Source organism: Pseudomonas sp. LBUM1646, assembly GCF_059716165.1.
The window spans coordinates 6127592-6153234 of record NZ_CP166810.1; the positions used below are offsets into that span (position 1 = coordinate 6127592).

A 25643-nucleotide genomic window follows, 5' to 3' on the forward strand; every position below is an offset into this window, starting at 1 on the left:
GTCGCATTTTTTGCACGTAAGCCCGATTACAGGAAGTAATGATGAAAACTGACTCCTTCGCCTCACTCTGCTCCTACCTGACGGGCCTGGTCCTGCTGTCGCTGAGTATTCAAGCCAACGCCGCGCCCGCCGAGTTTACCGGGCGCGGCGTGTTCCACTTCGCCTCCACTGAGGGATGTCCGCCAGACCTTATGGGCGGCACTACGAGCAATAACGCACAGTGCAACCGCATCGCACTGGATCTCCCGGATGCTCACGCAAGCCTCGACACTGAAGCCCATACCATCGTGATTTCTGCCGATGCCGCCCATGACAGTAAAACCGTGATCGGCGACGTGCTGCTGCATGGCAGCGGTATCGCGTCTGACGGTCAGCGCGTGCCGTTGAGCTTGCATGTGCTGCTGCGTCGATCGGGCAAGACCTGGAAACCCGACACCTACGTCCACTCGCCGGTGCGCGGCAAATTCGACAACATCGTGATGCCTCCTTACCGGATCATCGTCCGCGAAGGCAGCACCGAGCGCGTGCTGTTCACTGCCGAACAGGCGCGCGATGTGCTCGCGCGTCCATCGCTCGCCGCGCGGGTGGCCAACTACTTCGTCGCCGTGCGCCCAAGCGATGAGAAGAATCCGTCCGCCAACGACATCACGATTTCCCTCGGCGTCGGCAAGGTCTCGAAGTCACTGATGCGGGCCGGTTTTACCTCGCAGGAACCGACCAGCACCGACCTGAACCAACTGCTCGCCAATGGCAGCTGGGGCCTCAAACTGCAAGCGTTGAGCAGCCACATTCCGGTGTGGGTGATCCAGCGCCAGCTGTTTATCTTCGGTCTCGAAGACAGTCCGCTGCTGCAGGACGTGCGCGAGCATGGCTTTAATAAACAGGACACGCTGGAATTCGGGGCGCGCAACGGCAAAGGTTATCTGCGGTACAACGATCGTGAAGAAGCATTCCCCGGCGCGGCCACTTCGGGGTACGCCTTTATGCAGGACAGCTTTATCGGTTTGATCCTCGCCTGGCACCGCAAGCCGGAAGCGCAAACCACAGCAGCTACCGTCGACACCGCACAGCAGTCCGCGCAATGAGTGTGGTTGAACAAACCTGCGTAGATGACGGATTTGCCTGCCTGGCGACACCCAAGGCACAAGGCCTGAGCGCGGTGCAGGCGCGTTGGGTAGACCGTATCAAGCGTGCCGCACTGGTTCGTTTGCACCGCAGCCAACGCGGAGAAAAGTTGCTGCTGCGCATGTACCTTGCCGGGGAAGACGCGACGGAACGCGCCCTGCTGGAAGAGTTATTGCCGCAATCACCCGACTGGCTTGAGCGTCAGGTCGAGCAACACCTGGCCGATGAACGTCGGCATGTGACGCTGTTCAGCGAAGCATTACGCGCGGTCGGGGATGATGGCGAAACGCGCCTGACCCCGGACTGGCTCAGCCGGCGCAAGATCCTGCGCTGGCAGCGCCTGGCGCATCACTATGCAAAGCACTTCGAACACGGTTTGTTGGTACCCGCTTACGCGACGGGGCTGTGCGCCGAGCAGATGGCCGAGCGCGTACTCAGTCGCCACTGTGCCGTAATCGGTCCCGAGCATGGGCTCTATCCGTTGTTATCACGGGTGCTGGCCGACGAAAAAGCCCACGTCCGGCTGTGCGAACACACCTTGCGGCGCCTCGTCGCTCCCCCGGAAACGGGCTACCTGAGCACCTTGCTGGCCGAGATTCGCGCGATCGAATCAGGCTTCGGCGTGACCGGCGCACTGGCGATGTACGCGGCCGGTTGGGTCTATGGCGGGACACGCGGTGCTGACCGATGAAGTCACGCATCCTCTACCTCGCCACCGCCGACGCACGCGGCCACTTGATGCGCGCACAATTGCTGGTGCACGCGCTGCACAAGGCGGGCGCGCAGGTAGACGTGCTGACCACTTCGGATGAAGGGCTGCGCTTCCTGGAACGCTTCGGCATCAAGGCCGAGATGCTGTCGCGGCACTATGCGGTTCAGTTCGACAGCGGGCAGAACATGCTGCGCAAGGCGACCAACAGCAATGTGGCGCACTATGTTTTCCGGCCGGGCAGGATGCTGCGCGACATCATCCGCTTGCACGGCAAACTGCGCCGCGTCGACCTTGTGATCAATGACTCCTTCCACCCGGCGCTGCTGTTCATGGGCACGGTACCCGGGTGGCGACACAAAGTCGTGCATGTGTACGGCGCGAGCCTGAAGGTCGCGCTGATTAACAATTTCGAGGGGATGTGGCCGCGTTTCTTCGGGCGGTTATTCGGCTGGATTGTCGGCCGGCAGATAGACGCGGCGCGGGCGTGTATCGAGCATGACTTCGCCTACGAGATCGACGATTCCAAGGCACCGGCATTGTTTCGATTGCCGACCCCGGTTGCCCTGGCTGACACACAAACGGCGCTACACCCGGTTGGCGCGGCGATTTATCTGAACCCGCATTTCAGCGACGTCCGTCTGGCCGAAGCCTTGAGCGCGGGCATCGCCGATGCAGGCCTTAGCGCCCATCAGGTAGGTGAAGGTTACGCCGGTGTTGGCGGCTGGCTCGGGGTTGACCCGGACTGGGCCAGCCGCGCGGCGCAGGCACAATTGATCGTGTCTGCACCTGGCATGGCCGCGCTGTCGATTGCGCGGGTCTATCGGCGCCCGATCATCCTGGTCCTCACCGATCAGCCCGAACAGGCCACCAATGCCGCCCGCGCGGCACAGTTACAGCTCAAACACCGGGTAGTGACCTGGCGCGGTGACGCCGATGATTTTCGCTGCCAGGTGGCAAAAGCCGCAGCGGAACTGACCGAGACTCAAGCGCCTGATCCCGACGGGGCGACCGGCAACGCGTGCGCCCAGGCGCGGATCGACGCGTGGGTCAGTCGCCTGCTCAGCTTGTGAGTCCGGCCAATGACGTCGTCACAATCACAAGGAGGTGACATGTCCAAACCCAAATCCCGTGCAGGCGACAATCCGGCCCTGAATGCTTTCACGCCGCCCGCCGAACTCTTTGCGTTGAAACCGTGGCTCACACTGTTGGCGCTGCTGGCGGACTGGGGATTGATCGCTGCGTCATTTGCCGCGGCGGCGCTTTGGCCGCACCCGATCACTTACCTGCTGGCGGCGATCATCATTGCCCGCAGCCAACTGGCGCTGGCGGTGATCATGCATGAAAGCGCCCATGGCGTTGTCCTGCGCCACCAGGGGTTGAATGATTTTATCGGGCAGTTTTTGGCCGCCGGGCCGTTGTTCCTGTCGCTGCAAACCTACCGTGCCGGGCATCTGAAACATCACCTCGCGCCGATGCGCCATGACGATCCGGTGGTCGCGGTGTTTGGTCTCGGTGACTTCCCGCTGCCCCGAGGCAAACTCGCCGCAAAGCTGTTAGCGGACATCTGTGGGGTGGGCTACTTCATCAGTGCCGGCAAATTTGCGCGCGGCGACTATCGGGACATCATGCCCAAGGTCGATAAATCGCGGGGCCAGGTGGCGTGGGAAGTTTTTTCGATGCTCGCCAGCAATGGCCTGCTGCTCGGCGTACTGGCGTGGAGCGGACACGCGTTACTTTACCTGGCCTTGTGGTTGCTGCCGGCCATTACCCTGCTGCCCTTCATGGGCCGCGTCAGGGCAATCATGGAACATGCCGGCCTGCTCGCCTGCGATGACCAGAGCCAGAATGCGCGGAGCATTGTCCGTGGCAACTGGCAGACCTTCTTGTTCGGCCCGCACGCCATTCACTACCACATCGAGCACCACCTCTATGTGCGCGTCCCCTTCTACCATTTGCGCAGCATGCATCAGCAACTTGTGGCCCGGCAGCTGGTACCCACCAGTAACCTCTATAACGGCTATATCGGGGTCTTGCGGGATGCCAGTCTCCCGGCCGTCGAACGGCCAACAGCCTGATTCGACATCCCAGCGAGGTCGCTCAACTGACGGCGTCGCCTTTGGCGCATTGAACTGTCCCTTTTGTCAAAGTAGTGAGCAGACCCAACGAGTAAAAAAACCCGCACGCATCAGGCCTCAGCTTTCATTTCTTGAACAAGCGTTATCCTCTGGCTACCCCCTCACGGATAACTAAACCCCTTAACCAGCGTCAACTCCCCCACCGCCCGCATCGGCACCAGGAATGTCTCCATCTTCTCGTTGGGCGTCCCTTCCTCGGTGATCACCGTCACTTGCGCCGTGGTCAACGCCTGAACCGCATCCTCCTGCCCTTCTTCATCACTGCGATAACCACCGCCGAAGTAATTCACATACACCAGATACTGCCCCTTGATCGGCGCCGGCATGGCGAAGATTTCCGGGCCGTAACCCGTGGTCACGTCCACGTCGAGCGCCGCGCCATTGGGGGCAACCCGGTCGCCGTACCAGATGTGGGCGCCGTCCGGGGTAATCAGGTGCAAGTCCAGGTCGGTGTTGTCGCTGTCCCACGACAGCAGCACCCGCAACTTGGCCGGCGTCGCCCCACCGCTGACATTGAGGAACTGCGTGCGATGCCGTTGCTGGCCATCAGGACTGCGCACTTCAACGCTGTTGCTGCCATTGGGGAATGAATACGGGCGATCAAAACGTCCTGCCGGGTCGATTTTCAGCGGCATGCTGATGCCGTTGACAATCAAGCGTCCGGGTTCGTTCGACTTGGGCGTGGCTTTGATCTGCCCGGTAATGCGCGCGGTATTGGCCTGGCCTGCCGGTGTATTCACCGACGAGGCCGGGTAGTTGACGCTCTGGCGAAAGTTTTCGCCTTCGCCCTCGATGGCGCCCGTGCGCCAGCCGCCGATGGGGGTGTCGAGTTTGACCGCGGCATCAGCGGCGAAGGTCGTCGGCAATACGCAAAAAGAACAGAGGAACAGGAAGACCTGTGGATAACGGAGTTTCATGGCCTATTCCAGCAAGAGGTGGCGGGCGAGCCCTTCGATGTAGGTTTCATCCTGGCCGTTGGGATGTGCTTCGAAGGCCAGGTGCAGGTATTCGTGGGTCAGGTCGAGGCGGTCCTGCAGGGACTGCACGCCGCGCACGTAAATGCGCTGACGTTCGCGGTCGACATAGGGACGGCCGAAGGCCAGGCGGCAGACGGCGAAGGTGTTGACTTCGTTGTAGCCGACTTCGTTTTCGAGGCGCGGGCGCCAGCCGCGGCGCTGGGTTTTTAGCCAGTCTTGCGCGGCGGGCAACGCTTCGCAGGAGGCGACGGGATTGTCCCAGCGGCTGAGGCTGGCGCGCGGGTAGGCGTGCAGCAGGATGGCGTCGTAGCGTTGGCCGGCGTTGGCTTGTTCGACGGCTTGCTGCCAGGACAGTTTGTCCGGGCCGGGTTGATCGGAGTGATAAGTGACGGTGCTGCCGGCCAGGACCAGGTCGCTGGTCCATGCGGCGATGTCGCGCGATTCGGCGGTGGCCGGGCGTGGGGCGACGCGCTGGCGGCTGCTGCTGTCGTCGATGCTCAGGCAGTCGCCGTTGCGCGTGGCGTTTTGCAGCAGGTAGGTGCGGATGGCCACGGCCAGGGCTTTCGCGGCTTCAGCGGGCTCGGACTTGGCTTCACGCTGGAGGACGCGGGCGACGTATTCTTCGCGGTCCAAGCGCGCGACCAGCTTGTCGTTGAGTAAAAACAATTCGCCGTCGCTGTGGATGTCCAGTTGATTGCCGTTGGCGAATTCGACGCGGTAGTCGCCCTGCAACGGTCCGGAAGAAACCACCCGATCCCCCGCCAGAACGCGCCCGATCGGGTAACGTGAAAACAGCCCCACCTCAACGCAACGCCCAGCATCCAAGGGCCAATCCATCGGCAACACTGACGCCAGCGCCACACCGTAATTGCGCAGAACCATTTGACTGGTCCCGCGCCCACCGGCCCAGATCGGCGTGCCATCCACCGTCCAACCGGCGAATCCGCCCTGACGCGACGACGGATCTTGATCCCCCAGCCAGCTCCAGGTTTTCACCCGCAAGCGGCCACCGAGTTCACCCACGGCATTGCCGTCAGCGGCGTTCAACACCACGTCCAGCAACACCCGCCGCGCCTGATCCTGCGCCGGCATCACGGTCAGCGCCTTCAATAACTCCGCCACGGAAACCCGCGTAGCAGGCTGCAACGACGGCAAGTTCAGTAACCATTCCGGCGCCTGTCGAGCCTGCCAATAGGTGCGCCAGTCAGCGTTAGCAATGCCCAGCCGCGCAGGCTCAAAGTACAACCCGCAAGACTTCACCAACGCCTGATCACGCCCAATCTTCCCGCCAGCCGTGCAGCAATAGACTTCTTCCTTCGACTGCCCGCGACATTCATACGCTGGTTCTCGCGCACCGGTATCGACCAGCCAGCCGTAAACAAACAGCTTCCACAAACTCCCTAATGGCGTCTGCAGATCTGAAGGCAACGGCTCGCGGGAGATCAGTTGAGTCCGGCTCAGCGACAGCAATTCGCCCTTGAAGCCCAGTCGCAACGGTTCGTCCTGCGCTGTCGCCAGCGCAGGGAGCAAACACAGCAGCCACCAGACCAGAGGCCGGATCATGTCAGTTGACCGTGACCTGGCCGAGCGCCGGTTTCTGTTCCTGGGCCTGATGCTGTGGCGCATAGACCTGGGTGAAACGCACCGGCGGCAGGTTGAACTGGCCTTTCTGCGAGAAGCGCACCAGATGCCGCACGCGCAATTCGCCGCTCAAGGCATCCACCGGAATCGCGTAAGCCATCTGGCCCGGTTCGAAACGCGCCTTTTCCAGCGCCGTCGGTTCAGTGCCAGCCTTGCCCATCAACTTGATGCCCCACGTGGTGCGCTCGACATCGGCGCCCGGTGGCAACGGCACTTCGATCATGCCGTAGCGCAGCGGCTTGGCGGCTTTGCTGGTGATGATCACTTCGTCCAGGTACAGGCTGTCGCTGGACAACGGCTTGGTGCCGACCGCTTCGAGTTTGAATTCGAACGCTTCGTCACCCGGCACCAGACGCGACAGGCGACGGGTAATGGTCACGGCCATTGGGTCGATTGCCGGTTGCTTGGTCTGATAGCTCAGCGCGGCGCGCAGCGGACGTTCCTGTGTCCCGGTCAACGACAACGCTGCCGGCACTGGCGTAGCGCCCTGCCACGTCCAATACATCTCGCCGGTATCGCCATAGTTTTTCTTCCAGCCTTCACCCGGCGCCAGGGCGATGGTCGGCGACGCCTGCTCGATGCTGTGTTGCAACCAGCTCAGCGCCAACGCGCGTTCAAGGGTCGATTGCTGTGGCAGCAGGCGCTGCAACAACTGCTGCGCATGAACCTGGTCGAAAGCTTGCAGCGACAGGTTCAAGGCTTCAGCAAACGGCTGCGAACTCACGGCCAGACGTTGTTGCGCGTCTGGCACTTGCCGATTGAACACATCCGGCAGCGCGACCTTGGACTGCTTGGCCAACGAAGCCGTCAGCGCACGCGCCGCCGCCAGGCCCAGCGCCGAATCCGGATCGCTCATGACCAGACTGTCTTCGCCATCGTCCATCAGGTTCGCCGCGTTGCCGTCGCCGGCCTTCGCCAGGTCATCCATCAAGCCACTGAGCAAGGTGTTCACCGGCAATTGCATCTGCTTGGCGAACGACAGGATCAGCGCCCGTTGCAACAGCGGCGTGTTTTTCGCCTGCTTCGAATAGACCTCCAACACCCGCTGCCAATGCTCCGGCGGCAGGCTCAGTTCCAGCGCTTTGCTGGCGTACCAGTCGGCGTAATAGGCGTACGCAGTGAGGAATGTATCCGGCTCACCGTCCTGGCCCCACCAGGTGAAGCTCGCCGACGGGCCGGCCATTTGCACCAGGCGCAGACGGCTGTTTTGCATGATCAGGCGCAAGCGATCACGAACCTGTGGATTCGATGACAGCGACGGATAGGCAATGCTCAGTGGCAGCAAACGGCTAGCAGTCTGCTCGACGCCGCCATACGGATAGCTCAGCAAATCATCGAGGGCCGAACGGAACAGCGCTTGCGGACTGTCATCCAGGCGCAGGCGAATATCCGTCGCGTCCGCCGGCAAGGTCAGCGCTGTGTCACCGCTGAGCGCGTCCACGACTTGGCTCTGGGTCACTTGCCAGCCTTCACCGGGCGCGGTCAGGCGCACGGCCAGGGCATCGGCGGTCTTGCCGTCCTGCACCAGTTCGGCGGTCCAATCACCACTGGCCAAGGCAAATGCCGGCAACGCAATGTAGTTGATGCCGCTGTTCAAGGTTACCGGCAGGCGCTGCTCGGCACCGCCGTAATGGGTCACCAGTTCAGCCTTGACCGGTTTCTCGGCCTGACTGAAGGCGAACACACCGAGTGCCGGTTTGTCGCCCGTGCGGAATTTGCTCGGGCCGCTCCACTTCAGGTACAGCGGTTTTTCCGAGCGCACGAATTGCTTCTTCTGCCCGACCTGACCGTCATCGGCGATAGCCCGAGCGGTAATGCGCCAGCGGGTCAGCGAGTCCGGCATCTTGAAGGTGAAGCGGGTTTTGCCGTTAGCGTCGGTGATCAATTCCGGCTGCCACGCGGCGGTGTCGACGTCTTCACGACGCGGCCGCTCCAGCACTTTCACGCCCCTTTCGCTGCGGTTGGCCTTGCCCGGCGCGCCGGGGCTGCCCGGCAATGCCACGTCGTAGCTGATGAACGACAGGCTGGCGCTGGTGCGCACGTTGTTGCGGCGCGGGTGGTAGAAGAACTGGTCGATGGTCGGCGCGACTTCCGGTTGCAGCGCGTAGATCATTTCATCGACGACGCTGACCGTCAGGTGCGCCGGAATCGGCTTGCCGGCGAACTGCGTGGTCAGGTCCACCGACACGGTATCGCCCGGCTGATAAGCCTCTTTATCGGTGGCAATTGCCACGTCGATTTGCGGTGCAATTACCTTGATGCCGGCGTTCTGGAAGCTGTACTGACCACCCTTGGTGTAGAGCACGGAGAAGGTCAGGTTCGGCGCAAAATTGTCCTTCACCGCAATGCGTGCGCGGTATTGGGTGTCGCTGAGTTTTTCCATCTTCAGCCAGTCGCCGCCCTTGGACAGCAGCGCCGTGGCCTCGACCTTGTCCCGCTCCAGGGACAGCAGCGCATCGCTGACCGGTTCCGGGAAGGTGATCAACGCCATGGCTTCGTCGCCGGCCTTGTACTCGGGTTTGTCGAGAACGATTTCCACCGTGCCCGGCACGGCTTTGACGCCCTCGCCGGTGACCGAATGACCGGTCGCGCCAATCACACGGCCGTGATCATCCTTCAACGTCAGGTTGTAAGTGCCCGGTCGCGCGAACGCCACGCTGAAGCCTTTGTCTTTCGCGGTGAGTTTGCCGTCGCCGGTGCTCTGGTCTTCCAGACGCACCCAGTTATAGCTGCTCGGGGTGACCGCTTTACTTGGCTCGCTGCCACCTTCGTTCACATAACTGAACGCAACCTTGTCGCCCACCGCGCTGAACCGCTGCGGGGCGCGCAGGCTGAAACTCGCGGCGCCACGGTCGATGAGGATTTCCTTGGTGGTCTTGACCCGATACGCCGCGCCATCGCTGGCGAACACGGTGAGCATGTAGCGGCTCGGTTTGTCGGCGGCCGGCAGGTCGAGGGTCGCGTTACCCTTGGCGTCGGTGGTCAGTTCGGTGCTGGTCAGCTCAATCGGGAATTGCCCGAGGTATTGCAGCTCGTTGTCGACCATCGACAATTGCTGGGCGCGCAGGCTCAGGGTCAATTTGGCGTCAGCCACCGGTTTGCCGTCCGGGTACAACAGCACCAGGCTGCCCTTCACCGGTTCGCCGGTGCGGTAATCCTGCTTGGCCAGGTTCAGCGAGATTTCAAAGTGCGGTTTGATGTATTCAGCGACACGGAAGGCGCTGCTGTAGGCCTGATCCTTGTAGCTGAAACGCAGTTCATAACCACCCGCCACCGCGTTGTCCGGCAACTGGAAACGGCCTTGGGTGCCAGACTTGGAATCGAGCTTCAGCGCCAGGGATTGCAGCGCGGTGCCGGTGGCGTCGAGCACGGTCACGTTGACGTCAGCCGCCGTCGGCGCCACAGAATCCCGGGCATTCTTGAACTCGCGACCGACGATTTTCAGCGACACCCAATCCCCCGGCCGGTACAGCGGTCGGTCGGTGAAGGCGTAGAGTTTGGTGTCGTAGATTTCGCTGTCGTAATAGAAGTTCTCGGAGACAAACACCCCGCCCTCCTCGTCCTCGCCAATCACGAACGAACGCTCGGGGCTGACGTGTTTCAGGCGCAGCAAACCATCAGCATCGGTCGCGCCGCTGCTCATCACGCCCAGGCCATCGGTCCACAGCACATTGACCTTAGGCACCGAACTGCCTTCGTGTTTGCGCGCAGCCCACACCAGCAACTCATCACCGGCAATCTTGCTCACGGCCACGGTATTGGAGACGAAAACCATGGTGGTCGCGCGGTACTTGCCGATCAGCGCTTCCACCAGGTAAAGGCCCGGTTTCAGATTACCCAACGGGATATAAACGTTACCCGGTGCAACGCTGACAAATTCACTGGAAGAACCGGCCAGGTTCACGCCGGCTGGCGGCTGGATCGGTTTGGCTTCCCACAACGGATAACGGAATTGACTGACGACGGGCAGGCCCGGAATCAGTGCGAATTGCGGCTGAGCGTCGTAAGGCGTTGGCGCGGCAATCGCGGCGCCCATCTTCAGCTCAGGCACTTCCTCGGTGACTTGTTTACGGGACTCGTAGGAAAACGCCCGCTGCATCACGCGACGGGATTTGCGGTACCAGTTGTCCCACAGGTACGCGAGGGTGTTCGACAGGCCTTCGCCCTTGAACTGGCCGTCACTGACCACGCGATGCAGGTTCTTCTGGCGCTTGAGGAAATCCAGCGGCTTGTCGATGCGATACACGCGGATGTCGGCGCCGCCGTAAGGCTCCATACGGAAGCGGCGATAGTCGCGACCCGGTGCTTCGAGGCGAACCATGGCCTGTTCATCGGCGGCGAAGCTGCTGTCCGCCAGCAGGAAAAAGCTTTCACCGGCCACCGGCGTGTAGCCGCTGGGTTCGACGGTGTCTTCGGCGTTGACCGCCGAAAACGGCAGCACTAAAACCAACAGCAGAGGCAGTAAACGCAGCATGCGGGCACCGATCATTGGGAGAGAAAGTTCAGTCGATAGACGCCGATGAAGTTGGGGTTGGCTGCGTCGGGTATCCATCGGGTGTCCTTCCATGTCATGAGTTGCTGCAGGCTCGCGGAGCGCATGCCGTTGTCAGTGGGGGTGGTGGTGCCGGTGTGATAGGCGATGTAGCGGCCCATCCAGATCATCAGGTGCTGGTCGTCGCCCTGATCGAAAAACATCAGGTCGCCGGGCCGGGCTTGTGACACGTCGCGGCTGATCAAATGGCTGTTGAACTGAATCAATTTGATCGCGTTCACGTACGGCCCGACCTTGCCGCCGCCCTGCTGCCATTGCTGGGCGAGGCCGCGCTGGGCTTCGCTCAGTTGCAGCTCCGGCGGCAGGTAACGATTGGACAGGCCATTGCTGCGCAGCCATTTGTCGTCATGGACTTTCAGCGCTTCATTGGCGGCAAAGCGCACCAGGCCGGCGCAGTCCTGCTGGAACCAGCGCGGGCTCGGGCCTTGGGTTAGTTGTTCTTGGGCGATGCGCACGAACCAGGCGCGGAACACCTGGGATTGCTGCACGTCGAGCGGCGGCGTCTCAGTGGCAAACGCCCGACTGCCGAGCAGCATCGCCAGCAGGCCGAGGCCTCGGATAAGGGCTGTCACAGGGCTTTCCACTCCAGCGGCAGCCATTGCCAGTGGCCATCGGGCTCGCTGCCTTTGGGCAGGGTCAGGGCGTATTTGCCGTAACCGCCGAGCTTGCGCAGTTTCGGGATCAGGTAGGTTTGCGCGGCGTTGTAGAACACCGGCTCCATGTCCTGGGGCAGGCTGTCGAGGGTTTCCTGTTGCATCAGCTGCGCCATGGAATCCGGGCCGAAGTAGACCGGCATCAGCAGGTCCTTGGGCACCACGTCAGCCATCGGCGGGAAGCGTTTGTCGAGGGTGCCGAGGGCTTTGTCGACAAGTTTGTCATCGAGGGAAAACAGCAGCGTCGAACCGTGACGGGCGAGGCTGACTTTCATGAACGCCTTGCCGGTGATCGCGTCCGGGTTCTCGGCATCCTTGGCTTTATAAGGGCCGAAGTTGGAGCTGACCTGGCGCTGCCATTGGTGGCTTTCAACTGCCTGCTTCTCAACCACCGGGAACGCGTGTTCTTCGACGTTACCTTCATAGGCCCCGACCATCGAGCCGAACAGGTTGCCCAGATCACCGTCGAGCTTGGCGCTGTCGCTATCGTCGAGGCTGGCCACCAGCAGCGGCGTGTACAGCCGCGAATCGGCGTACCAGCACAGGCCTGCGGCACCGGCCATGTGTTCGGTCAGGGCCTGGGCGACTGTCTCTTCGGCGCCGAGTTTGACCAGCAACGGTTTCTGTTGCTCTGCCGCAAGCGGCAAAGCTACGCAGGCGCTGGCGCCCATGGGCATGGCTTGCCAGATCGGTTTGAAATCGAAGTCCGGTTGGTTGTCCAGTTCGTCCATGGCGAGGAAGCTGTGCCAGCCCTTGTCGTCCATGTCGAAGCGCAGGCCGGCGAAGTTCGGGATGAAGCGCTGATAACCCATGGCCAACACGCTGGAATTGACCGACAGGCGTTGCTTCACCTCAGGCAAGCGCTGTTGCAGGCCAAAAGCTTCGGGGAACAGTTTTTCGCCCCCGAGCAGTGCTTCTAACGCCTGAGTCGAGACCATGCCCGGTTCATCGACCGGACCATGGCCGCCTTCGTACAGCTTGGCCGGGTTCGACAGCACCACCAGTTTGTCGCCATGGGAGGCGAACATCAGCGCCTTCGTAGCGTTGTAGGTCAGTTGATAAAGCGCCACATCATCAGCGCCGACTTTCACAGTGCCGACTTGGGTCAGCTGTGTGTCGTCCAGTGCGACCTTGGCCAACGGTTCCAAGACTTTGGCCAGGCCACCGCGATCCATCACCATCAAGAAATCTTTCAGGCGACCATCCGCCCCACGCCACAGCGCCACGTCAGCCGGCTGATCGAAGAGTTGCTCGATCAGGCTGTCCTGCAACTTGAGGTCATGCTCGTAAATGATCCGGCGCAAGCTGCCGATCAAGCCGAGGCGATCCGCGTGGGCTTCGTAATAGAAGACGAAATCTTCGGTCAGGGTTTCCTTGAGGAACGGCACGGCCAGCAAGTCCTTGGGCAATTGGCTCAAGGAGTGGGTTTCCAGCAGACCGTCCGGGCGGCTCATGCCCAGTTTGTCACTGGCAAGCGCCGCTGCTGGCACCTTGGGTTTGTGCATGAACCAGCCCAACCCGCCCGCCACGCCGGCCACCAGGCACAGCCCGATCAGCACGGCTGGCCAGCGACGTGGAGTTTTAGCGGCAGGCGTTTCGGCGGCCGGAGAAGCAGTGTTATCGCTCATGTTCACGCTCATGTTCCCAAAGCTCAGCAATTCATCCGTGGAGCGGGATGCTTAATAGTTGAAAGTCTTGACCAGCAACAGGTCACCGATGGCCCGCAGGGGCACGATGAAGGTCTCGCGTTTTTCGTCGACGGTGTTTTCGTTGAGCACCAGGTTGATTTGCGAGGTGATGACCTCGTTCTGGTTGCTGGTCTCATCGAAGTTATAGCCTTCGCTCCCGAAGTTGCCCCAATAGTTCACGTAAACCAGATAGGTGCCATGCATCGGCGCGGTCATGGTGAACATTTCCGGGCCGGGGCCATCGACGCCGTCCGGGTCCAGGCCGCCGCCGTTGGTCAACGCCGTGTGGGCGAAGAACGCGTGCTGGCCGTCGGGGGTAATGATGTGCAAGTCGAGCTCGGCTTTGGGATCGTCCCAACCCAGCACCACGCGAATCCGCGCCGGGGTGCGCAGGCTATTGGCTTCATAGAATTGAACACGCTTGAGCGACTTGCCCTCGGCGCTGCGCACTTCGACGCTGTTGGAACCGGCGCCGAACGCATACGGCCGGGCGAAACGCCCTTCGTCGTCGGTGTACAGGTTCAGTGGATTGCCGTTGACCGCCAGGGTGTGCGGCCCGCGCTGGGTGCCGATGGCCTTGAGCTGGCCTTCGATCATCGTGCGATTGCGCTGCACGCCGCGGTCGATGGGCGGAGTGGGATAGGCGACTTGAGGGTTTTCACTGCGATCGAGCAAGCCGTTATAACGCCAGCCGCCTATCGGCTCCGACAACTGGGCCGTCGGCTCCGCCCAGGCCGCGCGGGCCCAGACCAGCAGCATCAGCAGTGAAAGAAAGCAACGCATGTGACGCCTCCTGCCATGCACAACGAAACCCTGCGCCCGATCCTCGGCGCGTTACAGATGCAAAAACTGCGTTTCGTCAAAATGACCCGTGACTATTGGGTCGTAGAAGGCACGAAGGTTAGCGATGTGGCGGTTTTTTAACAATCAGATACATGTTGATTTGTGGTGAAAATCACGATGATTGTTGGGTGTGAGCCGAATAGAGCGGTTATTCGGCTCACGAAATGAGCCGAATAGGCCACAAAGTTCATTTGCAACACGACCTGTAGCAGCTGGCGAAGCCTGCGTTCGGCTGCGCAGCAGTCGTAAAATTGGAACTCTCGGTACATCAGGTACGCCTTGCAAGCAGGGTTGGCGGCTGCTGCGCAGCCGAACGCAGGCTTCGCCAGCTGCTACAAAGGTTGCGTCGAACCCCCCGCTCATTTGCCCATACCCCCCATGTCTGCTAGTGTCGCGCCGGTTTAACGTCAACCGGAAATAGCCGCCATGGCCCGCAAAAAAGCTGCACTGGATTTCGAACAATCCCTCGCTGACCTGCAAACGCTGGTCGAGCGACTGGAGAACGGCGAGCTGTCGCTGGAAGATTCGCTGACAGCTTTCGAGCAAGGCATCGGTCTGACCCGCGATTGCCAGGCAGCGCTGGCTCAGGCTGAGCAAAAGGTTCAAGTGCTGCTCGAACGTGATGGCGAGTTGGCCGAGGAACCCTTCGAAGCGGATCAGCCAGAATGATTGCAGCGTATTCGGCGACCAGCCAGGCCCGCGTTAACGCTGCGCTGGAAACCCTGTTCAACCCACCGAGCCCCGAGCTCGTCCGCCTCTATGACGCCATGCGCTACAGCGTGATGAATGGGGGAAAGCGTGTGCGGCCGCTGCTGGCCTACGCCGCGTGCGAAGCACTGGGCGGAAAGGCTGAGCAAGCCAACGGCGCGGCGTGTGCGGTGGAGTTGATCCACGCCTATTCCCTGGTGCACGACGATTTGCCGGCGATGGACGATGACGATTTGCGTCGCGGCCAGCCGACGACCCACAAAAAATTCGATGAAGCCTGCGCAATCCTTGCCGGTGACGGCTTACAGAGCCTGGCCTTCAGCGCCCTGCTCGACCCGCGCCTGAGCACATCGGACGCCGAGATCCGTCTGCAAATGGTCAGCGCCCTGGCGTTGGCGGCAGGCCCGGCGGGCATGGTCGGCGGTCAGGCCATCGACCTTGGCTCGGTTGGCTTGAAGCTTGATCAGAAAGCCCTCGAATACATGCACCGGCACAAGACCGGCGCGTTGATCGAGGTCAGCGTCAAACTCGGCGCCCTGGCCAGTGGTCGGGCCGAGAAAGACGAACTCAAGTCCTTGCAGACTTATGCACAGGCGATCGGCCTGGCGTTTCAGGTGCAGGACGACATTCTCGACGTCGAAAGCGATACCGAAACCCTCGGCAAACGCCAGGGCGCCGACATTGCTCGTGATAAGCCGACTTACCCGGCCCTGCTCGGTCTCGAGGCGGCCAAGGTCTACGCCCTGGAACTGCGCGATCAGGCCCTGCATGCGCTGCGACCGTTTGACGCGGCAGCCGAGCCATTACGCGATCTGGCCCGCTATATCGTCGAACGCCGCAGCTGACAGCGTATCCGCCAAAAAAGCGCAACGCGTGGGCAGGGGCCGATGCATCAGGTAAACTGCCGCCTCTTCTATACCTATAACGATTCGCCTGATGCCCACGACGTTTCATGAGATTCCCCGCAAGCGCCCGACCACGCCCCTGCTCGACCGTGCTAATACGCCGGACGGCCTGCGCCGGTTAGGCGAAGCCGAGCTGGAAACCCTGGCCGATGAGTTGCGCCTGGAATTGCTCTACACGGTCGGTCAGACCGGTGGGCATTTCGGTGCCGGCCTGGGCGTCATCGAGCTGACCATCGCGCTGCATTACGTGTTCGACACCCCGGACGACCGGCTGGTGTGGGACGTGGGTCATCAGGCTTATCCGCACAAAATTCTCACTGGCCGTCGCGAGCGCATGGGCACCCTGCGCCAGAAGGACGGCGTTGCTGCCTTCCCGCGTCGTTCCGAGAGCGAGTACGACACCTTTGGCGTCGGCCACTCCAGCACGTCGATCAGCGCCGCGCTGGGCATGGCCATTGCCGCCCGCCTGCAGAACAGTGATCGCAAGGCGATTGCAGTGATCGGCGACGGCGCACTGACCGCCGGCATGGCCTTCGAGGCGCTGAACCATGCGCCGGAAGTGAACGCCAACATGCTGGTGATCTTGAACGACAACGACATGTCGATCTCGCGCAACGTCGGTGGGCTATCGAATTACCTGGCCAAGATTCTCTCCAGCCGCACTTACGCGAGCATGCGTGAAGGCAGCAAAAAGGTCCTGTCGCGCCTGCCCGGCGCCTGGGAAATCGCCCGGCGTACCGAAGAATACGCCAAGGGCATGCTGGTCCCGGGCACCCTGTTCGAAGAGTTGGGCTGGAACTACATCGGCCCGATCGATGGCCACGACCTGCCAACCCTGATCGCCACTCTGCGCAACATGCGCGATTTGAAAGGCCCGCAGTTCCTGCACGTCGTCACCAAGAAAGGCAAAGGCTTCGCCCCGGCGGAAGTCGACCCGATTGGTTACCACGCCATCACCAAACTCGACCCCCTGAATGCGCCGGCTGCTGCGCCGAAGAAGTCTGGCGGGCCGAAGTATTCCGGTGTGTTCGGCGAATGGCTGTGCGACATGGCCGCCGCCGACCCGCGCCTGGTCGGGATCACCCCGGCGATGAAGGAAGGCTCCGACCTGGTGGCGTTCAGCGAGCGTTTCCCGCTGCGCTATTTCGACGTGGCGATTGCCGAGCAACACGCCGTCACCTTCGCCGCCGGCATGGCCTGCGAAGGCGCGAAACCGGTGGTGGCGATTTATTCGACCTTCCTGCAACGCGGCTATGACCAACTGATCCATGACGTGGCGGTGCAAAACCTCGACGTGTTGTTCGCCATCGACCGCGCAGGCCTGGTCGGCGAAGACGGCCCGACGCATGCGGGTAGCTTCGACCTGTCATTCCTGCGCTGCATCCCCGGCATGCTGGTGATGACCCCGAGCGACGAAAACGAATTGCGCAAAATGCTCACCACCGGCCACGTGTACAACGGCCCGGCGGCGGTGCGTTACCCGCGCGGCAATGGCCCGAACGCGGTCATCGAGAAAGACCTGCAACCGATTGAAATCGGCAAGGGCGTGGTTCGCCGTCAGGGCAATAAAGCCGCCCTGCTGGTGTTTGGCGTGCAACTGACCGAGGCACTGAAAGTTGCCGAGACGCTGGATGCAACCGTGGTCGACATGCGTTTCGTCAAACCGCTGGATGAAGCACTGGTCCGCGAAATTGCCGACAGCCATGAGTTGCTGGTGACCATTGAAGAGAACGCGATCATGGGCGGTGCTGGCGGCGCGGTCAGCGAGTTCCTCGCCCGGGAAAACATCCTCAAGTCGATGCTGCACCTGGGCTTGCCAGACAGCTATGTCGAGCACGCCAAGCCGGCGCAGATGCTGGCCGAATGCGGGTTGGATGAAGCCGGGATCGAAGCATCGGTTCGTCAGCGCTTGCAACTGCTGAACCTGTAAACCCGCTCCCCTGTAGGAGCTGCCGAAGGCTGCGATCTTTTGATCCTGATCTTCGGCAGCGCCACTACCGCCATAAGATCAAAATCAAAAGATCGCAGCCTTCGGCAGCGCCTACGGGATTGCGCCCGAATTCGACACGGATTGCCAATGAAACTCTCCCGCCTTGCTCTAACGCTGACGCTCCTGCCGGCCGGCCAGCTCTTGGCCGACACCTTCGAACGCGACCAGGCGCTGAAGCTCCCCGACGTGCTGATCAGCGCCAACCGCCAGGTCGAAGCGCGCAATGACAGCAGCGCCGCCAACACCGTGTTCACCCGCGAAGACATCGATCGTCTGCAACCGAGCAGCGCCACTGACCTGTTGCGCCGTGTGCCGGGCGTACAAGTCGGGCAAACCGGTGGGCGCGGCAGTCTGCCGGGGATTTACATTCGCGGTACCAAATCGGCCCAGAGCCTGGTGCTGGTGGACGGTCAGCGCATTGGCAGCACGACATCAGGTGACAGCAATCTGCAACACATCAACATCGAACAGGTCGAGCGCGTAGAAGTGCTGCGCGGCTCCCGTTCGGTAATTTATGGCAGCGATGCGATTGGCGGGGTGATTCAGATTTTTACCCGGCGCGGCGGCGAGCAAGGGCTGCAACCGCGACTGCATATGGGGTTTGGCAGCAACCAGACCTGGGAGCGCAGCCTTGGATTGTCGGGCGGCGATGAGAAAACCCGTTTCAATCTGGGCGCCAGCCTGGATGAAACCGCCGGGATCAATCGCAGCCACGAGTCATATCCAAGCGACGGCGATCACGACGAATACCGCAATAAATCGATGAGTCTGAGCCTGAGCCATGCACTCACCGACGACATCGAAATCGGTGCGAACGTGCTGGATAACCGCGGCAAAAATGAACTCGACAGCCCCTTCTACCAACAGCAGCCTTACAGCGATTTCACAGTAAGCGGCACTAGCGGTTACATCGATGCGCGCATCAACGACCTGTGGAAAACCCGCATAGAGTTCGGCCATAGCGAGAACCGAGAAAAAAACCTCGACAAACTTAGTGATGAACGCAGCGTTTTCAACACCTACCGCGATTCCGTGAACTGGCAAAACGACCTGACGCTCAACGAGCGCAACAGCCTGATCCTCGGCGGCGATTGGTACGAAGACCGGATCAACAGCAGCACACTGTTCGATGAGGACAGTCGCTGGAACCGCGCGGCCTTCATCCAGCATCGCTATCAAGCGGACAGCTTCTCCACGGAGCTGGGCTTGCGTCGCGATCAGAACCAGCAGTTCGGCGGCCAGAATAGTTGGAGCGGCACCTTCACCCTGCCGTTGAACCCGGACAACGACGTGCTGCTGACCTACAGCGAAGGCTTCCGCGCGCCGACCTTCAACGACTTGTATTACCCGCTTTACAGCAACCCGAACCTCAAGCCTGAAACCTCGAAAAGCTATGAGCTGCAATGGCGCAGCCAGCTCACCGACACCAGTCGACTGGAAGCGTCGCTGTACCGCACGGACCTGGAGGACGCGATTATCTTCGGCAGCAACAATCGTCCGCAGAACGTGGCCTCGGCGCGCATCAATGGTTTCGAAGCGGCGTTGAAACAGGAACTGTTCGGCTGGCAGAGCAACCTCGGCGTGGCGATCATCGACCCACGGGATCGCGACAGTGGCCACACCCTGGCCCGGCGTGCGCGGCGCACATTGAGTCTGGACCTTGATCGACAGTTTGATCAGCTAGGGCTGGGCGCCAGTTGGCAGGCGGTGAGCGGCAGTTATGACGATGAGAAGAATCAGCAGCCGTTGGGTGGCTATGCGTTGCTCGGGTTGCGCAGCAGTTGGGCGTTGAATCGGGAAGTGAAGCTTGAGCTGAAGGTCGATAACCTGCTGGACAAGGGTTACAGCCGGGCGTTGTACAGTTTTGACGGCAGTCAGTATGGGTATCGCGAGGAAGGTCGAGCGTGGATGTTTGGGGTGACCTGGACGCCGGAGTTCTAGTTACGATCGTTCCCACGCTCCGCATGGGAATGCATCCCGTGACGCTCTGCGTCACATCAAGAGCGGACGCGGAGCGTCCATGGCGGCATTCCCACGCAGAGCATGGGAACGATCAGCGTGATGGCGCGATGATTTGGCACAACTTGGCCGTCGCCTCAATCATCTGCCCACTCGGCCGCTCTAACCCCTTATCCGTCACCAACAACAACCGCCCCTGCGCCACCGCCGCCACCTGCGGCCACGCCTTCCAGGCATCCAGTTGCGCCTGATCACTGGCCAGAATCACCTCAGGATTGCGCTGCAACACCGCCTCGACGCTAACCTGCGGCGCCGGCAAGGTCAGGTCAGCAAACACATTGCGTGCGCCGCATACTTCCAGCGCATCGCTGATGATTTGCCCGCCGCCCACGGTGTAGAGCGGCCGATCCCAGACTTGATAGAACACCGTTAGCGGCTTGTCCCGGCGATAGCGCTGGCGCAGGTTATCCAGTTTCAACCGCAAGTCAGCCGCCAAGGTCACGCCCCGCTCCGGCCGGCCAAGTTGCGTGGCGATCGTCTCAATCTGCGCCGTGAGCTGGCCGAGGTTGTGGGGTTCAACGACGTAGGTGGGAATGTTCAAGCGCTTGAGCTGTTCACGCTGAGCCGGCCCTACGCTGCCGGGCCAGAGTAATAACAGATCGGGTTTGAGGCTGAGCAAGCGCTCCATGTCCAACTGACCGTAGCGGCCAACGGAAGGAAGATCCTTGAGCTCGGCAGGACGCTCACCGGCATCCAGCACCCCGACCAACAAGTCGGCGGAACCCAATTCAACAACGATTTCAGAGAGCGACGGCGCGAGACTGACAACGCGCTCAACGGAAAAAACCGAACCGCTGACGGCCAGCAGCAAAACCGCTAACCCGACGCGAAGCATCAGCCGAGTTGACGCGGGATACGGTAGAGGTAGAACAGCACCGTGGTCGACAGCGCCAGCAATACCAGCGGCACCGCTTCGAGGCCGACGAACACCGCCAACGCACCGATCCACGCCGGCAGACCGGCCGCCAGGAACGCCGTGCGACGCTTGGCTGCCAGGGCAATCCAGGCGGCGGGTTCTTCAGGGGTGTCGAGGGCTTTCTGGGTGGCGATTAGCGCGTGTTTATAGCCGCCGAAAAACTTCAGGCTGACAAACATCGAGGCCACACCGGCGATAAACAACGGCATCGCCAGCACCGGCAGGATCGCCTCGCTCTGGCCGAACACGCCGTTAATCACGAACAGTGGCACCAAGGCCAGCGCCAGGTATTGCCACCAGTTAAAGGACAGTCGCCGCCGCACTTGACCGCGAGTCACGCCCGATCAGCCTCGCCTTGGTGCTCGTTGCCCATCATGTGGTCGAGCTTGCTGGCCTTGGTGGCCAGGTAGAGTTTGTTGTGCGGGTTGTGCCCGGTGTGCAGCGGCACACGCTCGGCGACCACGATGCCCATGTCGGTCAAGGCTTTGACCTTGCGTGGGTTGTTGGTCATCAGGCGCAGGGATTTCACGCCCAGGTGCTGCAGCATCGGCAGGCACATGGCGTAGTCACGCTGGTCGGCGGCAAACCCCAGGCGCTCGTTGGCTTCAACGGTGTCGGCTCCGCCATCCTGCAACTCGTAGGCGCGGATCTTGTTCAGCAAGCCAATGCCTCGGCCTTCCTGACGCAAGTAGAGCAACACGCCGCGGCCTTCACGGGCAATGGCTTGCAACGCCGCCTCAAGTTGCGAGCCGCAATCGCAACGCTGGCTGAACAAGGCGTCGCCAGTCAGGCATTCTGAGTGCAACCGGCCGAGTACCGGGGCACCGTCGGCGAACTCACCCAGGCTCAGCACGACGTGCTCACGCCCGTTCTCTTCATCGAGAAAGCCGTGCATGGTGAATTGCGCAAAAGGCGTTGGCAGCTTCGAAGCGGCGACAAAAACGACAGGCACCGGTGTGCTCCTGATCAATAAGTACTGGAGATTCGCAGAGGCGGCATTGTAACAGCACGTTCCGACCGACGCTTAGGCTGAATTATGGGGCATAACGATCAAAAAGTTTGATCTGAGATACCTACGCCCGGTCTGCGTTCGCTTGTAGCAGCTGCCGAGGCACGAGGCTGCGTTCGCCTGTAGCAGCTGCCGAGGCACGAGGCTGCGTTCGCCTGTAGCAGCTGCCGAGGCACGAGGCTGCGTTCGCCTGTAGCAGCTGCCGAGGCACGAGGCTGCGTTCGCCTGTAGCAGCTGCCGAGGCACGAGGCTGCGTTCGCCTGTAGCAGCTGCCGAGGCACGAGGCTGCGTTCGCCTGTAGCAGCTGCCGAGGCACGAGGCTGCGTTCGCCTGTAGCAGCTGCCGAGGCACGAGGCTGCGTTCGGCTGCGAAGCAGTCGTGAAACCAGGCAACGCGGTGTTTCAGTAAAACCGCGTGCTCAGGGTTTACGACTGCTGCGCAGCCGAACGCAGCCTCGTACCTCGGCAGCTGCTACAGGCCGACGCGTACCTCGGCAGCTCAGGCCGAACGCACCTCGTGCCTCGGCAGCGGCTACAAACGCTAGCCGCGACGGTTCAATTCGCATCGAATGGATAAGGCTGTTTCCACTTGGCAAAGATCGGTTTCAACTGGTCGCTTTTCACCAGCAGTTCCATACGCTGGTCGAACAACGCCATCAGTGCGCGGGCCTTGGGGTTGTCGGCAAAACACAGGTATAGCGGCAACTCGGCGATGTGGGTGCGGCGGAACTGCGATGGATCCTTGGCTCGGGCGACTACATAGTCGACTTCGGTCAGCGCATCGATGTAATAGTCGGCGCGGTTGTGAGTCAGCATCGACAGGATCCCGGTGCGCCGCACCACTTCGTTGTAGCGCTGCACATTGGGCAGGTAATCCTGATACCTGTAGCCGCGCACCCAGGCCAATCGATAGCTGCCAAGGTTGTCCAGGGTTGGTGACGGATTGCTCGCCAGGCCCAGGGCATAGATGTGATCGGTGTCGAAGTTCCAGTGCGGATAAAGCACGCCGTTGGTTTCATTGCGATAGGCGCCGACGCAGGCATCCACTTCCCCGCGCTGAGCCAGGCCGACGGCACGGGTGTAGGGTTCGGTGCGGATATCCAGCTTGACCCCGGCCGGTTCGAAGATGGCGCGCAGCACGTCCCAACCCAAGCCATGACCGTCAGCGGCGGTGTAGTCTTCCCAGTCTTCGCTGGCCAGATGAATCACGGACGGCGGCGCGGCGTCCCCCGCCTGGGCGAGGGAGCAGAACATCGCGAAAACCACCATCAACCAGCATCGAACCATCCCTAATCCCTGCTTCACCACTCAGGCGAAAAACCACACCAGGCCCTGCATCCCCAGCCATGCAAAGACTCCGGCCAATACGTCGTCGAGCATGATCCCGACGCCACCGTGCACATGCCGGTCCACCCAGTGAATCGGCCATGGCTTGAGAATGTCGAAGAAGCGAAACATCAAGAACCCCGCCAACAACCAGTACCAGCCTTCCGGCACCAGCCACAGGGTAATCCACATCCCGACCATCTCATCCCAGACGATGCCTTCGTGATCGTGTACCCGCAAATCGTCGGCTACTTTGCCGCACAGCCAGAAACCGAACAGCATGGTGACGCCGAGCATCAGCCAGTAGCCCCAGTCAGGCAGCATCTGCCACAACGGGATAAAGGGTAGCGCAACTAAAGAACCCCAGGTCCCCGGAGCCTTTGGCAAGGTGCCCGAGCCGAAGCCGAACGCCAGGAAATGCCAAGGGTTGCGCCAGACCGAAGGCGGTACGAACTCCGCCGGAGTCTGCTTGGGATGATCGGTCACGGGGTCTCCGGAAAATGTTGATAACCCCGGGATTGCGGGGTGATGTCGCGTCCATCGGCGTCCAGCAGCACAACGCCCTGCCCGGTCACGACCCGGCCGACCACATGGATCGGCCAGCCGTCCGCCAGCAACCGAGGCAATTCGACGGGCGGCAAGGTGAAGGCCAGCAGGTAGTCGTCGCCACCGCTCAGCGCGGCGTCTTCGGCGCCTGACTGGCCAAGGAAGGCCAGCAATGCCCGCGAAATGGGCAGCTTACTCCGCTCAACCTGAAGGCCGACCTTCGACGCGAGCGCTATGTGCCCGCAGTCAGCGAGTAGACCATCGGAGATATCCATTGCCGAAGTGGCTTTGCCGCGCAAAGCCTGACCGAGGGCCAGTTGCGGTTGCGGCGACCAATAATGGCGCAGCAGTGGATCGGCGATGGCCTCGTCAGCGGTCCGTTGACCGAGCACCAGCGGCAAGGCGCCAGCGGCATTGCCCAATTCACCACCGACACACAGCAAGTCGCCCGGCTGCGCGCCGCTACGGGTCAGGGCCTGACCGGCCGGCACGCGCCCAAACACGGTCATGGTCAAACTCAACGGCCCACGGGTGGTGTCACCGCCAACCAGCGCCACGCCACAGCTCTGCGCCATGACATTCAAACCACGGGCGTAGGCGTCCAGCCAATCGGCGGTCACCGTCGGCAGAGTCAGGGCAAGGGTAAAGGCAACGGGGGTGGCGCCCATGGCGGCCAGGTCACTGACCGCTACAGCCAGCGAGCGCTGACCGAGCAAAAACGGGTCGCAAGGATCTGCGAAATGCACACCGGCAACGAGTGTGTCGGTGGAAATAGCCAACTGCTCCCCTGGGGGAACAGCCAGCAAGGCGCAATCATCGCCGATCCCCAGGGCAACGCCCTCGCCGCCTTGCGCACAAGGCGCGGCGGCGAAGAAATTGCGGATCAGCTCAAACTCGCCCATGGCAACTACAAGCGCTTGTTAGCGCTTGAACGCCTTCACTTCAGCTTCACGCAGACGCGGGGCCAGCTTGTCGAGTACACCGTTGACGAACTTGTGGCCGTCGGTGGAACCGAAGACTTTCGCCAGCTCGATACCTTCGTTGATCACAACGCGGTACGGCACATCGACGCGTTTGAGCAGTTCCCAGGTGGACAGGCGCAGAACGGCCAGTTCAACCGGGTCCAGCTCGTCGATGGTGATGTCCAGGCATGGCGACAGTGCAGCGTCGATCTCAGGCTTGTGGGCCGGAACGCCGTGCAGGATGTCGTGGAAGTAGGCGGCATCGACATCGCTGAAATCGTTATCGACCCGGAATTGCGCTTCGATCTCGTTCAGCGACTGCTTGGCCATGTGCCATTGGTACAGCGCTTGAGTCGCGAGCTGACGGGCTTCGCGACGCTTGACGCTTTTCGATGGCTTGCCGGCATCCGCAGGCTTTGGATCGCGCGGGTTGAACTGATCGCTGTCGTCGCTAATCACTTGGCCTCCAACTGTGCCAGCAGGCTGACCATTTCCAGGGCGGACAGGGCAGCTTCAGCACCTTTGTTACCGGCCTTGGTGCCGGAACGTTCGATGGCTTGCTCGATGGAATCAACGGTCAGGACGCCGAAAGCGACCGGTACGCCGAACTCCATGGACACCTGGGCCAGGCCCTTGGTGCATTCGCCTGCCACGTATTCGAAGTGCGGAGTACCGCCACGAATGACCGCGCCCAGGGCGATGATTGCTGCGTACTCGCCCTTCTGAGCGACTTTCTGTGCAACCAGCGGGATTTCGAAGGCGCCAGGCGCACGGATGATGGTGATGTCGCTTTCGCTCACGCCATGGCGAACCAGGGCATCAACTGCACCGCTAACCAGGCTTTCAACGACGAAGCTGTTGAAGCGGCCCACTACCAAAGCGTAGCGGCCTTTAGGGGCGATGAAGGTACCTTCGATGGTCTTCAGGGTCATTCGTT

23 protein-coding genes are annotated in these 25643 nt (G+C 61.5%); 9 read left to right on the forward strand and 14 right to left on the reverse strand.

The features are described 5' to 3' along the window. Nucleotides 1–41 precede the first annotated feature (41 nt). Genes ACA071_RS27955 through ACA071_RS27970 form a run of 4 tightly spaced genes read left to right on the forward strand, consistent with a single transcriptional unit; the run spans nucleotide 42 to nucleotide 3912 of the window. Nucleotides 42–1085 (forward strand): hypothetical protein, encoded by a 1044-nt coding sequence (locus ACA071_RS27955; protein WP_497642013.1) that lies wholly within the window; start codon nucleotides 42–44, stop codon nucleotides 1083–1085. Then, nucleotides 1082–1816 carry a ferritin family protein gene (locus tag ACA071_RS27960; protein ID WP_497642014.1) on the forward strand — a complete coding sequence of 245 codons (735 nt, stop codon included), beginning with the start codon at nucleotides 1082–1084 and terminating at the stop codon, nucleotides 1814–1816. The genes ACA071_RS27955 and ACA071_RS27960 overlap by 4 nt, the downstream gene beginning before the upstream one ends. Beyond that, nucleotides 1813–2907 carry a glycosyltransferase family protein gene (locus ACA071_RS27965; protein ID WP_497642015.1) on the forward strand — a complete coding sequence of 365 codons (1095 nt, stop codon included), beginning with the start codon at nucleotides 1813–1815 and terminating at the stop codon, nucleotides 2905–2907. The genes ACA071_RS27960 and ACA071_RS27965 overlap by 4 nt, the downstream gene beginning before the upstream one ends. 39 nt (nucleotides 2908–2946) lie before the next feature. Beyond that, a complete protein-coding gene (locus ACA071_RS27970) occupies nucleotides 2947–3912 on the forward strand; it encodes a fatty acid desaturase family protein (protein ID WP_497642016.1) in 966 nt (321 codons plus the stop codon). 161 nt (nucleotides 3913–4073) lie between these two features. Here ACA071_RS27970 and ACA071_RS27975 read toward each other — a convergent pair whose 3' ends face one another. The 6 genes from ACA071_RS27975 to ACA071_RS28000 are packed head-to-tail and all read right to left on the reverse strand — an operon-like array spanning nucleotide 4074 to nucleotide 14266. After that, nucleotides 4074–4889: a YfaP family protein gene (locus ACA071_RS27975; protein WP_497642017.1), complete on the reverse strand. Its 816-nt coding sequence runs from the start codon at nucleotides 4887–4889 to the stop codon at nucleotides 4074–4076. Nucleotides 4890–4892: 3 nt separating this feature from the next. Then, complete coding sequence (locus ACA071_RS27980) at nucleotides 4893–6512, reverse strand: DUF2300 domain-containing protein (protein ID WP_497642018.1); 1620 nt, start codon at nucleotides 6510–6512, stop codon at nucleotides 4893–4895. Between the two features lies 1 nt (nucleotide 6513). Beyond that, the gene (locus ACA071_RS27985; protein ID WP_497642019.1) at nucleotides 6514–11079 is read right to left on the reverse strand and encodes an alpha-2-macroglobulin family protein; all 4566 of its coding nucleotides are present in this window, start codon (nucleotides 11077–11079) and stop codon (nucleotides 6514–6516) included. Further along, nucleotides 11076–11741, reverse strand: coding sequence for a DUF1175 domain-containing protein (locus tag ACA071_RS27990; RefSeq protein WP_497642020.1), 666 nt, complete (start codon nucleotides 11739–11741; stop codon nucleotides 11076–11078). Before ACA071_RS27990 ends, ACA071_RS27985 begins: the two co-directional genes overlap by 4 nt. Beyond that, nucleotides 11711–13423, reverse strand: a complete 1713-nt coding sequence (locus ACA071_RS27995; protein ID WP_497642021.1) for a DUF2138 domain-containing protein — start codon at nucleotides 13421–13423, stop codon at nucleotides 11711–11713. The genes ACA071_RS27990 and ACA071_RS27995 overlap by 31 nt, the downstream gene beginning before the upstream one ends. Nucleotides 13424–13474: 51 nt before the next feature. Beyond that, on the reverse strand, nucleotides 13475–14266 hold the full coding sequence (locus ACA071_RS28000) for a YfaP family protein (protein ID WP_497642022.1): 792 nt from the start codon (nucleotides 14264–14266) through the stop codon (nucleotides 13475–13477). Between the two features lie 15 nt (nucleotides 14267–14281). Here ACA071_RS28000 and ACA071_RS28005 point away from each other — a divergent pair, with 15 nt between their 5' ends. The 5 genes from ACA071_RS28005 to ACA071_RS28025 all read left to right on the forward strand — a co-directional run bounded on the left by ACA071_RS28005 (nucleotide 14282) and on the right by ACA071_RS28025 (nucleotide 19870). Then, on the forward strand, nucleotides 14282–14407 hold the full coding sequence (locus ACA071_RS28005) for a hypothetical protein (RefSeq protein WP_497642023.1): 126 nt from the start codon (nucleotides 14282–14284) through the stop codon (nucleotides 14405–14407). A gap of 345 nt (nucleotides 14408–14752) precedes the next feature. Continuing rightward, nucleotides 14753–14995 carry an exodeoxyribonuclease VII small subunit gene (locus tag ACA071_RS28010; RefSeq protein ID WP_056743654.1) on the forward strand — a complete coding sequence of 81 codons (243 nt, stop codon included), beginning with the start codon at nucleotides 14753–14755 and terminating at the stop codon, nucleotides 14993–14995. Next, nucleotides 14992–15879, forward strand: coding sequence for a (2E,6E)-farnesyl diphosphate synthase (gene ispA, locus ACA071_RS28015; RefSeq protein ID WP_497642024.1), 888 nt, complete (start codon nucleotides 14992–14994; stop codon nucleotides 15877–15879). The genes ACA071_RS28010 and ispA overlap by 4 nt, the downstream gene beginning before the upstream one ends. 91 nt (nucleotides 15880–15970) lie before the next feature. Then, nucleotides 15971–17869, forward strand: a complete 1899-nt coding sequence (dxs, locus tag ACA071_RS28020) for a 1-deoxy-D-xylulose-5-phosphate synthase (protein WP_497642025.1) — start codon at nucleotides 15971–15973, stop codon at nucleotides 17867–17869. 147 nt (nucleotides 17870–18016) lie between these two features. Continuing rightward, complete coding sequence (locus ACA071_RS28025; RefSeq protein ID WP_497642026.1) at nucleotides 18017–19870, forward strand: TonB-dependent receptor domain-containing protein; 1854 nt, start codon at nucleotides 18017–18019, stop codon at nucleotides 19868–19870. A gap of 112 nt (nucleotides 19871–19982) precedes the next feature. On the opposite strand, the gene ACA071_RS28030 is transcribed toward ACA071_RS28025, so the two are convergent. The 8 genes from ACA071_RS28030 to ribH form a co-directional block, all read right to left on the reverse strand. Further along, complete coding sequence (locus tag ACA071_RS28030; protein WP_497642027.1) at nucleotides 19983–20783, reverse strand: cobalamin-binding protein; 801 nt, start codon at nucleotides 20781–20783, stop codon at nucleotides 19983–19985. Then, nucleotides 20783–21202 carry an MFS transporter gene (locus ACA071_RS28035; protein WP_497642028.1) on the reverse strand — a complete coding sequence of 140 codons (420 nt, stop codon included), beginning with the start codon at nucleotides 21200–21202 and terminating at the stop codon, nucleotides 20783–20785. Before ACA071_RS28035 ends, ACA071_RS28030 begins: the two co-directional genes overlap by 1 nt. Further along, complete coding sequence (ribA, locus tag ACA071_RS28040; RefSeq protein ID WP_219097479.1) at nucleotides 21199–21816, reverse strand: GTP cyclohydrolase II; 618 nt, start codon at nucleotides 21814–21816, stop codon at nucleotides 21199–21201. The genes ACA071_RS28035 and ribA overlap by 4 nt, the downstream gene beginning before the upstream one ends. A gap of 611 nt (nucleotides 21817–22427) precedes the next feature. Next, nucleotides 22428–23159, reverse strand: coding sequence for a substrate-binding periplasmic protein (locus tag ACA071_RS28045; protein ID WP_497642030.1), 732 nt, complete (start codon nucleotides 23157–23159; stop codon nucleotides 22428–22430). A gap of 21 nt (nucleotides 23160–23180) precedes the next feature. Beyond that, nucleotides 23181–23684 (reverse strand): phosphatidylglycerophosphatase A family protein, encoded by a 504-nt coding sequence (locus ACA071_RS28050; protein ID WP_497642031.1) that lies wholly within the window; start codon nucleotides 23682–23684, stop codon nucleotides 23181–23183. After that, a complete protein-coding gene (thiL, locus tag ACA071_RS28055; protein WP_497642032.1) occupies nucleotides 23681–24646 on the reverse strand; it encodes a thiamine-phosphate kinase in 966 nt (321 codons plus the stop codon). The genes ACA071_RS28050 and thiL overlap by 4 nt, the downstream gene beginning before the upstream one ends. An 18-nt stretch (nucleotides 24647–24664) precedes the next feature. Next, nucleotides 24665–25165, reverse strand: coding sequence for a transcription antitermination factor NusB (nusB, locus tag ACA071_RS28060; protein WP_497642033.1), 501 nt, complete (start codon nucleotides 25163–25165; stop codon nucleotides 24665–24667). After that, nucleotides 25162–25638, reverse strand: a complete 477-nt coding sequence (gene ribH / locus ACA071_RS28065; protein ID WP_003185938.1) for a 6,7-dimethyl-8-ribityllumazine synthase — start codon at nucleotides 25636–25638, stop codon at nucleotides 25162–25164. Before ribH ends, nusB begins: the two co-directional genes overlap by 4 nt. Nucleotides 25639–25643: the final 5 nt, after the last annotated feature.

What these genes read in the sequence shown, in the direction of transcription:
- ACA071_RS27955 (WP_497642013.1), top strand. Translation starts at nt 42, where the DNA reads ATGAAAACTGACTCCTTCGCCTCACTCTGCTCCTACCTGACGGGCCTG.
- ACA071_RS27960 (WP_497642014.1), top strand. Translation starts at nt 1,082, where the DNA reads ATGAGTGTGGTTGAACAAACCTGCGTAGATGACGGATTTGCCTGCCTG.
- ACA071_RS27965 (WP_497642015.1), top strand. Translation starts at nt 1,813, where the DNA reads ATGAAGTCACGCATCCTCTACCTCGCCACCGCCGACGCACGCGGCCAC.
- ACA071_RS27970 (WP_497642016.1), top strand. Translation starts at nt 2,947, where the DNA reads ATGTCCAAACCCAAATCCCGTGCAGGCGACAATCCGGCCCTGAATGCT.
- ACA071_RS27975 (WP_497642017.1), bottom strand. Translation starts at nt 4,889, where the DNA reads ATGAAACTCCGTTATCCACAGGTCTTCCTGTTCCTCTGTTCTTTTTGC.
- ACA071_RS27980 (WP_497642018.1), bottom strand. Translation starts at nt 6,512, where the DNA reads ATGATCCGGCCTCTGGTCTGGTGGCTGCTGTGTTTGCTCCCTGCGCTG.
- ACA071_RS27985 (WP_497642019.1), bottom strand. Translation starts at nt 11,079, where the DNA reads ATGATCGGTGCCCGCATGCTGCGTTTACTGCCTCTGCTGTTGGTTTTA.
- ACA071_RS27990 (WP_497642020.1), bottom strand. Translation starts at nt 11,741, where the DNA reads ATGGCTGCCGCTGGAGTGGAAAGCCCTGTGACAGCCCTTATCCGAGGC.
- ACA071_RS27995 (WP_497642021.1), bottom strand. Translation starts at nt 13,423, where the DNA reads ATGAGCGATAACACTGCTTCTCCGGCCGCCGAAACGCCTGCCGCTAAA.
- ACA071_RS28000 (WP_497642022.1), bottom strand. Translation starts at nt 14,266, where the DNA reads ATGCGTTGCTTTCTTTCACTGCTGATGCTGCTGGTCTGGGCCCGCGCG.
- ACA071_RS28005 (WP_497642023.1), top strand. Translation starts at nt 14,282, where the DNA reads ATGCACAACGAAACCCTGCGCCCGATCCTCGGCGCGTTACAGATGCAA.
- ACA071_RS28010 (WP_056743654.1), top strand. Translation starts at nt 14,753, where the DNA reads ATGGCCCGCAAAAAAGCTGCACTGGATTTCGAACAATCCCTCGCTGAC.
- ispA (WP_497642024.1), top strand. Translation starts at nt 14,992, where the DNA reads ATGATTGCAGCGTATTCGGCGACCAGCCAGGCCCGCGTTAACGCTGCG.
- dxs (WP_497642025.1), top strand. Translation starts at nt 15,971, where the DNA reads ATGCCCACGACGTTTCATGAGATTCCCCGCAAGCGCCCGACCACGCCC.
- ACA071_RS28025 (WP_497642026.1), top strand. Translation starts at nt 18,017, where the DNA reads ATGAAACTCTCCCGCCTTGCTCTAACGCTGACGCTCCTGCCGGCCGGC.
- ACA071_RS28030 (WP_497642027.1), bottom strand. Translation starts at nt 20,783, where the DNA reads ATGCTTCGCGTCGGGTTAGCGGTTTTGCTGCTGGCCGTCAGCGGTTCG.
- ACA071_RS28045 (WP_497642030.1), bottom strand. Translation starts at nt 23,159, where the DNA reads ATGGTTCGATGCTGGTTGATGGTGGTTTTCGCGATGTTCTGCTCCCTC.
- thiL (WP_497642032.1), bottom strand. Translation starts at nt 24,646, where the DNA reads ATGGGCGAGTTTGAGCTGATCCGCAATTTCTTCGCCGCCGCGCCTTGT.
- ribH (WP_003185938.1), bottom strand. Translation starts at nt 25,638, where the DNA reads ATGACCCTGAAGACCATCGAAGGTACCTTCATCGCCCCTAAAGGCCGC.